This is a genomic window from Microcoleus sp. S13_B4, assembly GCF_036700885.1.
In the GTDB taxonomy this organism is placed as follows: Bacteria; Cyanobacteriota; Cyanobacteriia; order Cyanobacteriales; family Microcoleaceae; genus Microcoleus.
Genome location: NZ_JAUBPU010000100.1, coordinates 1 through 11,647, shown reverse-complemented (window position 1 = coordinate 11,647; position 11,647 = coordinate 1). Strand labels below are relative to the sequence as shown.

Here is an 11,647-nt window from a genome sequence, read left to right as displayed (position 1 = left end):
TGTTCTAAGTATGTTGCTAATCTCTGCGCTGTCCATCGTCCAAAGTCATATCCTAATTCTTGAGGGTCTTTTTCTATAGTTTCTAATAATATCTCTATATATTTATCTGTGGCTTTTTTGTGATTTCCCTTCATCCTCTCATCTATTAGACTTTCTAAATTGTCGGGGTCTCCCTTCATACACCAATAAGATACTTTGTTTACCGAACAACCCAAAAAATCAGCAATTTTAGATTGTGTCTTGCCGTCATTGAGCAATAATAAAATTAGAATTCTTTCTCTAATATTTGCCTTTTCTTCCTCTCTTAAGGCTTTTTGTAGTTTCTCTATTTGTTGGGGAGTGAGATGGTTTTTAGCTGGCATTTTTGTAGAGATTGACTAAACTCATTTTTTATTATACCCTATTTAAAGGTACAACAGCTTAATTACCGTTTCCTGATTTATCTGCAATGGTTACAATTTTTAGGTACACAGATGTGATTGTAATACAATAATTTAGGCTATAAGAGGAGTGAATAGAAATGAAAATCATAAAAATTTCTCATGCTAACACAAATAATGATATCGAAGTTGAAAGAGAATCTTTTTCAATCAAAAACTACAATATAGAAAGTTTCTTGATAGCACAAGAGGCTGAAATTATAAAAGAAACTCAAAAACAATTTGAAAAAATATTAGAAGAACAATATAATCCTAAACCTAAATCTAAACCTAATGTTCTTGACTTTATAATGAATTTTCCTATACCTACTGAGAAGATGATTGTTGCAAGCGTTCAGGCACTAGACACCTTATTTACTCAAAAAGAACGTCAAGAAGAATTCGCTAAGATTGTTATAAGGAAAACTCTTACAGATTTTTTACCAAATCTCACTAGCACGATAGAGAAAGTTGAAATTATATCACTTGATATGGCAAGAAAAAAATATCCTAGAACTCGCAATCTTTCAATTGGTACTTATACTCAACATCCTCGTGATAGTTTACGTCTGACACGTCTTGAACATTATCATAAAAATTTAGCTTTAGAAAAGGATGATGAATTAATAGTGCTTCTCGGTCGAATGGGAGCTAAGTCGCTAAGAATTATGGAAATTGATAATGAACAGAAATCTGGTTCTATCAATACAGGGGTTGATACAGTTTTTGTTGATGCCAAGGGAGGTGCAAACCTTTCTAGTAAATTTGAGAAAAATAAAGATTTAGTTGTCACTTTTGAAGGTAATATTGTTGATATAGATTCAGATTTGTTAGAGAAATCTTTATGGTTTTCTGATGACAGTAAACTACTTTCTATATTTGAGAGCCGACGATTTAATCTTAACAAAATACAAGAATACACTTTAAGAAACACTTATACAGAAACATTTGATTTTGATTTTAATTTAGCGGCAAGGTATTTAACAAGTCAGGCTGATTTGAATGGTGAATATCAAGCTATTAGTAAAAAAGAAAGATTCTTTCATATAGAATTTGGAAAATGAAAATGAATGGTTAAAGAGGAAATACCGATTTCGTCACGTAATAGCAGGGTTTATAGGGCTTAGGCGGGAAAATGTGAGTATCCCCGCCTAGCTTGATTTATAGATGTTTGAGGCTCTAAATCAGGATATGCTCTTATCCTGATTTAGTAAAATAACGTGCCTGATATTTGTTGGTCTTATTAACTGGTTCCCAGGCTCTAGCCTGGGAACCGAGATCCAGAGGCTCTGCCTCCCTAACGGATAAAAATAAAAACAGGAGGCAGATGCTCATGGAATGTGTTCCCAGGCTAGAGCCTGGGAACGAGCAAACACCTACGCTTTGCGCTTCCGACGGCGAATCAGCACACTCATTACTTGCTTCGGATTAGCTGCACGTTGTAGGGGACTCCAATCGCCAACTTGGGCAAATCCCAGGCGGTACAAAGTGAGTATAGTTTCCCTGACACCCTTGGGCGAACCTGTCACCGTTACACAAACCACATCCTGTTCCGATTCTGCTGCTGAGTCGTCATTTGGCCGATCGAATTTGTTGTCGTCAGGCAAGAATTCCTGTGACATAATTATGTTCTCCTGGTTTTAGGTTTTCTAGAAAAACCCAAAAACCCAGCCGCCCCGCTTTTCAACACATAGCAGGGCGGCTACAGAGAGTGTTATCATACTCCGTTAGCCTCCAGACTGCTTGTCCCAGTTTGGCGGTTATGCTGTCCATTGCTGTTACCAGCAGCTTTGGGCAGTGCAACTAGATTTTTGGGCGACGCCGGCTACTTCCTCTACAAGCAAAGTAACCTCTAACTTCAAAGCGTAGCCGCAGACGGGGGCCTGTGTCAATCCATTTGGGATTTGGGATTTGGGAAAGGTGCGTCAGCTTTGAGATTGCTTCACTACCTTCGCAATGACAGAAAATCCTAGTACGTGCATCCAGGATTAACTGGTTCCCAGGCTAGAGCCTGGGAACCAGCAATCGCCTACTTCCTAGGCTTTGCGCTACAGTTATAATATTAAAATCAATTTAAAAAGTGCGATCGACCCCGCTATCATCAGCCCAAAAACTTGCACTCAAGGATAATTATGCTGCACAATCTTCAGCAATCTCACGAACAAGAGATACAGACGATTACTCAAGTTTTGGGAAAAATCACCAACCGCACGGCGGATCAGATTAAACCATTACTAGATGCGATGCTCAAACAGCTAATTGAACCTCAACAACCTCCATTTTATGAAACAGCTACCCCAACAGAATGGTCAATAGCATTTCAAGAATGGGTTGACAGTCATCGTACCCTAAATCTCCCCACTCTTTCAGATGAAGCTATTAGCAGAGAGAGCATTTATGGAGACAGAGGTTAAATGCCGTTTCTCGTAGATACAAACATACTGCTGCGTAGCATCGATACAGCACACCCAATGAATCCTGATGCTGTCAATGCCGTGATTACTCTGCGCGATCGCGGGGAACAACTTTATATCGTACCCCAAAATTTGATCGAGTTTTGGAACGTTTGCACGCGCCCGATCCAGAGAAATGGATTAGGGCGTACTGCAACAGAAGCAGAGGCAGAAATTAATCGCTTAAAACAGCTTTTTCCTCTGTTGTTGGATACCGAAGCAATTTATCAAGAATGAGAGCGACTGGTTATAACACATAAGGTTGTAGGTGTTATACCAATTTTTTATGATGCCCCGTAGAATCCGATCCCCCCTAGCCCCCCTTAATAAGGGGGGGACAAGATTCCGCTCAAAGTCCCCCTTCTTAAGGGGGATTTAGGGGGATCGAGATATGTGCAACTTCACATTAAATTAGTGTTAACGTTCATGATGCGCGGCTAGTTGCTGCTATGCTAGTTCATGGTTTAACCCATATCCTAACTTTTAACATTGCTGATTTCGCTCGTTATTCACAAATTACGGCTGTTAATCCTCCAACTGTAAAGCCTTGATTAATTGGGAATTTAACAGAAATGGTAAGGTGCGTCAGTTCGAGATTATCGATTTTTAGCGGAAATAACGGCAACTGACGCACCCTACGACTCAACTTGGTGTGAGCAAAATTAGCTGTTTTGATAAGATCGATCGCACTTCATCCAATCCCATCTCCACATCCGCCAAAATCTCTCCCACAGTTTTGGTATTGCAAGCTTGCAAAAACTCAAATTCCGCACTTGACAAATTGAGCAATTGGTAGTTGCAATCAAACACTTGTTGACTAGGCCAACCGTGCATACAACCACTCAACTCAGGAATTGCTGCCAAAAGTGCCTGATCGTCCGACCAATCAATTTTATTAACAGGCTTTTTGCCCAAGAAAAACTCGTAATGAGTGATTTCCGTATCCAACAACTCAATTAATCTATAAAGCTCCCGTTCCGTCAAACCCTGAGCTCTTTCTATCAATTCCGGCGCTTTCCCCAAAAGTCTTTCTAACTCCCAATATCCCGGATTTGAGAAACCGATAAATTCCAATCCCGAAGCGTCAATTAACTCGAACAAAGTCTCGATATTGTAGTCAATTTCCTGCGGGTGAACGTACATATCAGCAAAACATTCGTCCCGCTGATTTTCTGCTGCCCAACGCAGTTTTTCGTACTTGACAAGACGGTTGTTTTCGGGTAATGAAGCAAAGATTTGACGACCGACTTTCACACCATCGGGATAGTCACCTTTTTGCGGGCCTTGGAGAAGGGCGATCGCCCTTTGCATCAGTTGAATTTCCCAGCGTCCGAGCTCAGCATACACAAAAATGTGCATCAAACCGCCCTCCGCCAACTTCGCCGCCAGCGCTTGAATGCCCCGGATCGGATCGGGTAAGTGGTGCAGCACGCCCACGCAGTTGATCAAATCAAACTCGCCCTCTAACTCGGCGGCATCGTACAGGCTGAGGTGGCGGAAATCAGCTTCGCGGGCTCCCGATCGCCGACAGCGTTCTTGTGCTACCTTCAAAGCACCTTCACTCAGGTCGATCGCCGTCACCGAAGCTTCAGGATTGAGGTGAATCAGATAATCGGTGCTCGAACCAGTGCCACAGCCAGCATCTAAAATCCGAATATCGAGTTTTGGCGGCTTTTGGCCAGTGCAAAAATTGTAAGCATCAGGCCAACTCCAGCGCCAGTTGTACCCTGGGGGCGGTTCATCTGACAAAGGATCGGGCGGGAAAGGGAAAGTATCGTACAGCCGCCGCACGGCAGCACTGATATCAGGCGTAGTATCCATAGGTGAGGTAGTAGTGCGTGAGTTTTGAGATTGGTTGTCAGTAGCTACGGAATAACAGCGCTAGGCCATGCACTTCTGTTGCTGCGTTACTGGCAACAAAAGTGTCGTTTCGCGATAGTTGGGCACGCCTGAAACCGAGGGATCGGGCGATCGACCAACCCCTGATAGCCAAGCCCTGACAGCTTCTGCGTAATAAAACTTATCATTTTTTCTCATATAAGCTCTCTTAAATCTATACAATAAATCTCGACAGGCTTTTTAACAAACAAGGACTGTCAATAACCCACCGCTGAACTGTCGGGTAAAGCGGAGGCGTCTCTCAAGAGAGCAAGAGGCCCCGAAACAGGCAGAAGAAAATTTTTGATTTTCTTTTCCCTTAATTGACGGCACTTGCTGCAATCGCCCAAAGGCAACTCTCCTGCCGAGTCTTTTTTTCCACGGGTATACCGGCGGATCGCAGCGGAGGGAGTACCCCGTGCCTGCCTTCGGATCGGACATTTCCCGGCAGGCAGAAAGATGAAACCAAAACATTTTAATCTAAGAAAGTAAGCGCGCCCGAACCTCGTGACAGGTAAAGGCAAAAAGTAAACAAAGCAAAAATACCTACTTTGACCTGCATCAGAAGGCAAGGTTAGTCTGGTTAAATGCTGCAACTATTTGGATAGGGAGCTAAGGAGTCTAATGACTGTAAAGGCAAGTGGTGGAAGCTCGGTTGCGCGTCCGCAACTATATCAAACTGTACCGGTCGCAACAATTTCGCAAGCAGAACAGCAAGACCGCTTTCTACAGCGGGGCGAACTCAGCGAACTAGCAAGTTATTTCAGTTCCGGGGCTCTTCGGATCGATATCTCTGCGACGCTGACCCAAAACTCGGAACTGATAGTATCCCGCGCAGCCAACCGGATTTTTACCGGCGGTTCCCCGCTGGCATTTTTGGAAAGACCACAAGAACCTGCGATGGCTGTAGCAGGCGCGGCTCGCGGCGGCTCGGCGAATGTCTCTGAAGGCATGAAACTGGGAAATGTCACCTACGTAGAAAGCCGCGCTGGCGGCAACGGCGGTGGCGGCGGTGGTTTCTTGGGGCTAGGAAATCTATTTTCTGGCAACGGTGGCGGCTACAGCGGCCCAATCCCCGCAGGATTTCAGCCGATCAATGTCTCGCGCTACGGCCCGGGCAACATGACCAAATCTCTGCGGGATTTGAGCTGGTTTTTGCGCTACATCACCTACGCAATTGTCGCTGGCGACCCGAATATTATTTCGGTGAACGTGCGCGGATTGCGGGAAATCATCGAAAATGCTTGCTCTTCGGCGGCCACAATTGTGGCAATGCAGGAAATGAAGGCAGCATCCTTGGGCTATTTCAGAAACAATGCAGAGGCAAGTGCGATCGTCGGACAGTATTTCGACGTAGCAATTACCGAATTCAAAGCTCCCACACCTTCAGACAAGGTGCGGCAGCGCGAAAGCAACGACCAGCAAGGGCTGCAACTGCCTCAAATCTACTTCAACGCAGCCGAGCGGCGATCGAAATTCGTCATGAAAACCGGTCTGTCTTCGGCCGAAAAGCTCGAAGTAATCAAAGCAGCTTACCGCCAAGTATTCGAGCGCGATATTACCCGCGCATACAGCCAAAGCATTTCTGACCTGGAATCCAAGGTCAAAAATGGCGAAATCTCGATGAAAGAGTTTATTCGTCGTCTTGGCAAATCTCCTCTTTACCGTCAGCAATTCTACGAGCCTTTTGTCAACAGCCGTGCTGTAGAATTAGCCGCTCGTCACTTCCTAGGTCGCGGTTTGAGCTCGCGGGAGGAATTTAGCAAGTATTTTGCGATCGTCAGCAAAGGCGGCCTGCCAGCCCTCGTAGACGCGATGGTTTATTCCCAGGAGTATTCCGACTACTTCGGCGAAGAAACAGTGCCTTACCTGCGCGGTTTGGGCCAAGAAGCTCAGGAATGTCGCAACTGGGGCCCGCAAATTGATTTGTTCAATTTCAGCGCTCCGTTCCGCAAGGTTCCTCAGTTCATCACCTTGTTTGCTGGCTACAACCAGCCTCTGCCAGACCAGCACGTTTACGGTGTTGGCAATGATCCGTTAGAAATTCAGTTTGGCGCGATTTTCCCGAAAGAAACTCGCAACCCCAAGAGCCGTCCGGCTCCCTTCGGCAAGGACACCCGCCGCATCCTGATCCGTCAAGGTGCAGGTATTGACAATCAGTTGAGCAATCCGGCGGCTCGCGGCGCTGCTCCTGGTTCTCTCGGCCCCAAGGTCTTTAAATTAGACCAGTTACCGAGCAACTATGTTGCTTCCAAGAAAACTGCCCGCGGTGTTTCGAGCAGCTACAGCAATGCTTCCAGTGTCAAATTTACCGAAAGTTCCACACAAGCGGTGATTCGGGCAGCTTACCTGCAAGTGTTTGGTCGCGACGTGTTCGACGGCCAGCGCCAAAAGGTAGCGGAAATTAAGCTGGAAAACGGCGAGATTCCGATGCGCGAGTTTATTCGGATGTTGGCGAAGTCTGACGTGTTCCGCAATATGTACTGGAGCAAGCTTTACGTTTGTAAGGCGATCGAGTACATTCACCGCCGACTCCTGGGACGCCCTACCTATGGCCGCCAGGAAATGAACGCTTACTTTGACATTTGCGCCAAGAAGGGTTTCTACGCGCTGGTCGATAGCATCCTGGACAGCACGGAGTACAACGAAGCTTTTGGGGAAGATACAGTGCCCTACGAGCGCTATGTAACTCCCGGTGGTTTGTCGATGCGGACGATGCGATCGGGTTCCGTCGCTGAGCAAAATGTCCAAGCTCAGACACCCGAAACTCCTCGGTTTATCGAACTCGGCACTGCGCTCGATCGGGGCGAATTCGAGTTACAAAATAGCCTCGCTCAAGGTGTCAGCAAGCGACGCGAACAAACTAAGGTGTTCAAGCTGACGACTACTTCGGACAAAGTAGCTTTGAAAACTTTAATTCAAGCTGCTTACCGTCAAGTTTTTGAGCGCGACATCAACCCCTATGTTGTGAAGAATGAATTCACGGCGCTGGAAAGCAAACTTGGCAACAATGAAATCAATCTCAAGGAGTTCATTGAGGCTTTGGGTTCCTCGTCGCTGTACATCAAACAGTTCTACGCACCTTATCCCAATACTAAGGTGATTGAGTTGGGAACCAAGCACTTCTTGGGCCGTGCTCCCCGCAATCAAGCGGAGATTCGGACGTACAACCAAATCTTGGCAAGTAAAGGGATTAAGGGCTTTATCAACGCGATGTTGAACAGCGTTGAATATGCCGAGGCGTTTGGCGAGGATACTGTTCCTTACCGTCGCTTCCCGACTCTGCCTGCTGCGAATTTCCCGAATACTGAAAGGCTGTACAATCAACTCACCAAGCAGAATGATGAGTTGGTGGTTCCAAGCTTTGAGCCAGTAGCTGCTAGTGACAGAAGCTAGATTGATTTGAGGTTTTAGAGGTTAGATTAGTGCTAATTTAACATCTAAAATTAGTTAAAGGGCTAGTGTAATTGCTAGCCCTTTTTTATTACCGGTTTGTTGAGCTGTCTTGATTAATTTTGAATTTTTAACCGCGGATGAATGCTGATGAAAAAGATGTTATACCAATTTTGTTTAGCATGAGGTACAGGCTCTGAATGCCGAAAAGAATAAGCTCCTCACTACGACGGTTTGTCACCGTTCATCGGCTCAGCTATATTCAATTTAGATGGCATAAAAACATTTTGTAAATGTAAGTAATTGTTAGCAAATATCACAAAAAGTCTTACCGTTAATCAACCCTTTCTTCCCTTCAAAATCTAGTTACTTCCTGGCTGTGTTACCTGCCAACTGACTTCACCGAGGCAATCCGAGGCGCTGCTCCTACTTCTGAAGCGCCAGTAATGGCAGAGGCGATCGCCCCACTCAGACTTCCTTGCTCAGTCATCAAACTCAGGGCAGTAATATTTAGGAGCTAGAGCGTTAAGCGCATCAACTTCAGCATTGCCTTGAGGTTGCAGCAAGTCGATCGACATTCCCGCACTGAGCGCATTACATATCCCGCGCGCACGTTCGATAGCAGCTTGGGGATTTCGCTGAACGCGAGAGACGGCCTCGGAGGACGATGAATTGAGCCGTTTGCTCAACGATCGTTGGTAACTATTAAGAAAGTCCTGGTCATTTGGCTGTAAAGCGATCGGGCGGCCTCTGCCACTACTTCCACAAAGCTTACCTAAGTCGATCGTTCGACCATCACTCGTCTGTATATAGCAAACATAATCAACAGGTATTTGAGCGACTGAATCACTAGATTGAGATAAATCAGCGCCAAAGGCGATCGACACCATTACCAGAGAATAAAACACTCGTTTCGACTGGCGGACGTATTGCACGACTCTTCAAACTCCCACAAACCGTTAAACTTTCATAATTTTCTAGAGAACCAACACCGCATATTGACACCATCCGGCGTAATTCACCATATTCTGCATAGTGCGAACATAAGAGCGTTTTACAGCTCAATAAAATGCTCGCACTATAAGCCAGTAATGTTATGCTCCTCGTTGAGACTTCCAAGGACCCCAAATGGCAAACGTGATGCCTGGGGTTTGGATATTAACGAACATAGTTCGACCATCCGGCGAAAAGCAGGCTCCCGCAAACTCGCTACCGTTGAGAGCATTTTTTACCAGATGATACAGTTCCCCGTTGGGAGTTACGCCCACCACGAACTGCTCATCATTGCCATCTTCGCAAATAATCAGATCGCCATGAGGTGCCACAACAATGTTGTCAGGACCATCAAGTTCGTCAGCCGATTTAGCCTCAACAAAAAGTTCGATCGTCTCTCGATCGGGAAGATACCGCCAAACCTGACCAAATCCGTTCGGTCCGCCCTTGGCGTCAACAGAGCCACCGTTCGTACAACAGAAGTAAACTTCACGATTGCCGTACCAGATGCCTTCCCCACGAGCAAACTGGGCAGCACCTTTACCGAAACCTTCGACCCGTACCGTATCTGTAGCAGGGTCAGGATTGTCAATTGTCACCCATTCCACCGGCATCGGTTGGCCCTTGGGGAAGCCTGCAAAAGTCTTTGCCTGCGGCATATTCTTAATCTTCAGCGCTTGCAGAGTGCCCCCTGCGCTTAAATTGTTCCGTTGAGATGGGATAAAGCGATAAAAAAGGCTATCTCCTCGGTCTTCAGTCTCGTAAACAATTCCTGTTTTGGGGTCGATCGCCACCGCTTCATGGTTAAACCGTCCCATTGCAACTAAAGGTACGGGATTCACAGGAACCGTTGCCAGAGCCGGAACTTCAAAGTTGTAGCCGTGAGATTTCGAGACATTTGTCGGATTGCCTGGTTTATTAGTCGCCAGAGTCGAGGTATTCTCCTCGCAACTAATCCAAGAACCCCAGGGAGTCGGACCGCCGGCACAATTTCGATAGGTGCCGCTAAGTGAAGTGTAGTGGTTGACGAGCTGACGATTGGGGCCAACCTGTAGTGTGGTTGTCCCGCCTTTGCAAAGAGGATCGTAAGGATTGGGGCCCACAACTTGTGTTGAAGAATTCGGACTCAGTTCGTGATTGCGAACCAGAATCACCGTGTTTTGGGGACCTGGGAAAGCCGCCATGCCATCGTGACCACCGGGCACAGGGGAACCATCACTCATCATTTCGCCCGTTCGTGAAAAAGCCCGATACTGAAACCCACGGGGTAAATCTAACAATCCATTCGGATCGGCTACGAGAGGGCCATACCCTCCCCCAAATACTGATTGACCATTCGCCTGTCTGGCATAAAGCGCTTCTAGAGGAGACATCATCAAAGTGCCAGCAGCACTCGCTCCTGCCAAGGTAAAAAACTTTCGTCGTGATAGTTGCATCAGCTTTTCCGGTGAATTAAACAAAGCATACTAAGCCTGCATCAAGACCAAGATAAGGTTGGTTTAACTTCTCGTTAAGGTTGTCTCATAGCTGTTCAAAGTCAATCCCAGCGGCTCGTAATGGCGCCACTAACCGGGCTGTTCGTTGCTTTATCTATTCAACCTGTTGACGTTTTTATTCGGTAGGGAATTGTAGAGTGGATAGTACCTTGATCGGCTTTATTCAAAGATATTTTTGTAAAATAAATCTATATTCATTAAATTTTAAAATAACAACAATTAACTAAATTAATGAAATTTTTAACCCATATTTATTATTTATTTCTTTAATTTTATGTGACTTTAAAAAGCTTATATTTGTTTACTATTCACCCTAATAATACCCCTTTAAATTGTTGCCGCCTGAGCTGAAATCGAGTATTTATAAAAAACTAGCACATTGAAATAGTGATTAGCAGTTGAATGAAGTACACGCCTAATGAAGAGCTTATTGTTGTCGGCATTATGAGCCTGTACCTCATCCTAATGAGAATCGATACAAAATCCTAATTTTCGTTCGCAAGCAGTGCCGGGGAATACGGATTTTGAGGCGAAGCCTCGCGTAAATAAAATTATTTAAATTTGCCAAGTTTTAACATCCGTTTGATTTTTGCCCACTGTGTTTCCCATTTCATAAAAGCAGCCAGATACGATTAGTAACAGCTTGTGCAGGTTTGAGGGCAAGTGTCAAGTGATTTTGTTTCACCCAATCTGCACACAAGTAATCGGACACAACGCTAAAGCCAAATCCCAATACAACCGCTTGTATAATTGCTCTTAAATCGGGTACTATCAGTTTCGGATGAACGTCAACTTGTCTGCCAAATACAACTCGCCAATAGCGGCGGGCGGCAGGTGGCGCGAGTGGAAAATACTCTCAATCCTGCACAAATTGACCCTGCAGAATATGGTGCTATTTTCTACGCTGGGGGACACGGTACAATGTGGGATTTGGCCGATAAGCTGTTGTACCTTTAAATAGGGTATAATAAAAAATGAGTTTAGTCAATCTCTACAAAAATGCCAGCTAAAAACC

Annotated in this window: 12 protein-coding genes; 5 read left to right on the top strand and 7 right to left on the bottom strand. The window is 45.4% G+C overall.

Annotated elements, in window-relative coordinates; translation table 11 throughout:
• Positions 1 to 362, bottom strand: a 362-nt coding sequence (locus QT994_RS26645; protein WP_333179987.1) for a helix-turn-helix domain-containing protein, incomplete at its 3' end; no start/stop codon positions are given.
• Between the two features lie 158 nt (positions 363 to 520).
• On the opposite strand from QT994_RS26645, the gene QT994_RS26640 reads away from it, so the two are divergent.
• A complete protein-coding gene (locus tag QT994_RS26640) occupies positions 521 to 1,483 on the top strand; it encodes a hypothetical protein (protein ID WP_333179984.1) in 963 nt (320 codons plus the stop codon).
• A 312-nt stretch (positions 1,484 to 1,795) separates the two neighbouring features.
• Here the strand turns inward: QT994_RS26640 and QT994_RS26635 are convergent, their stop codons facing one another.
• Positions 1,796 to 2,041, bottom strand: a complete 246-nt coding sequence (locus QT994_RS26635) for a hypothetical protein (protein WP_333179981.1) — start codon at positions 2,039 to 2,041, stop codon at positions 1,796 to 1,798.
• A 510-nt stretch (positions 2,042 to 2,551) separates the two neighbouring features.
• Here QT994_RS26635 and QT994_RS26630 point away from each other — a divergent pair.
• Entirely contained in the window at positions 2,552 to 2,833 is a 282-nt protein-coding gene (locus QT994_RS26630; RefSeq protein WP_333179978.1) for a hypothetical protein, read from the top strand.
• The gene (locus QT994_RS26625; RefSeq protein ID WP_333179975.1) at positions 2,834 to 3,109 is read left to right on the top strand and encodes a hypothetical protein; all 276 of its coding nucleotides are present in this window, start codon (positions 2,834 to 2,836) and stop codon (positions 3,107 to 3,109) included. It begins immediately after the preceding gene.
• Positions 3,110 to 3,514: 405 nt separating this feature from the next.
• On the opposite strand, the gene QT994_RS26620 is transcribed toward QT994_RS26625, so the two are convergent.
• Both QT994_RS26620 and QT994_RS26615 read right to left on the bottom strand, forming a co-directional pair.
• Entirely contained in the window at positions 3,515 to 4,693 is a 1,179-nt protein-coding gene (locus tag QT994_RS26620; protein WP_333179973.1) for a class I SAM-dependent methyltransferase, read from the bottom strand.
• A gap of 60 nt (positions 4,694 to 4,753) precedes the next feature.
• A complete protein-coding gene (locus QT994_RS26615; RefSeq protein ID WP_333179970.1) occupies positions 4,754 to 4,909 on the bottom strand; it encodes a hypothetical protein in 156 nt (51 codons plus the stop codon).
• A 465-nt stretch (positions 4,910 to 5,374) separates the two neighbouring features.
• Between QT994_RS26615 and QT994_RS26610 the strand changes: the two genes are divergently transcribed.
• Complete coding sequence (locus QT994_RS26610; RefSeq protein WP_333179968.1) at positions 5,375 to 8,146, top strand: phycobilisome rod-core linker polypeptide; 2,772 nt, start codon at positions 5,375 to 5,377, stop codon at positions 8,144 to 8,146.
• Between the two features lie 479 nt (positions 8,147 to 8,625).
• Here QT994_RS26610 and QT994_RS26605 read toward each other — a convergent pair whose 3' ends face one another.
• From QT994_RS26605 to QT994_RS27970, 3 genes are all read right to left on the bottom strand, one after another.
• Positions 8,626 to 9,078 (bottom strand): DUF732 domain-containing protein, encoded by a 453-nt coding sequence (locus QT994_RS26605; RefSeq protein ID WP_333179965.1) that lies wholly within the window; start codon positions 9,076 to 9,078, stop codon positions 8,626 to 8,628.
• 159 nt (positions 9,079 to 9,237) lie between these two features.
• Positions 9,238 to 10,572 (bottom strand): alkaline phosphatase PhoX, encoded by a 1,335-nt coding sequence (locus QT994_RS26600; RefSeq protein ID WP_333179963.1) that lies wholly within the window; start codon positions 10,570 to 10,572, stop codon positions 9,238 to 9,240.
• A 670-nt stretch (positions 10,573 to 11,242) separates the two neighbouring features.
• Positions 11,243 to 11,380 carry a hypothetical protein gene (locus QT994_RS27970; RefSeq protein WP_445243949.1) on the bottom strand — a complete coding sequence of 46 codons (138 nt, stop codon included), beginning with the start codon at positions 11,378 to 11,380 and terminating at the stop codon, positions 11,243 to 11,245.
• A gap of 2 nt (positions 11,381 to 11,382) precedes the next feature.
• On the opposite strand from QT994_RS27970, the gene QT994_RS26595 reads away from it, so the two are divergent.
• Entirely contained in the window at positions 11,383 to 11,589 is a 207-nt protein-coding gene (locus tag QT994_RS26595) for a hypothetical protein (RefSeq protein WP_333179961.1), read from the top strand.
• Positions 11,590 to 11,647: the final 58 nt, after the last annotated feature.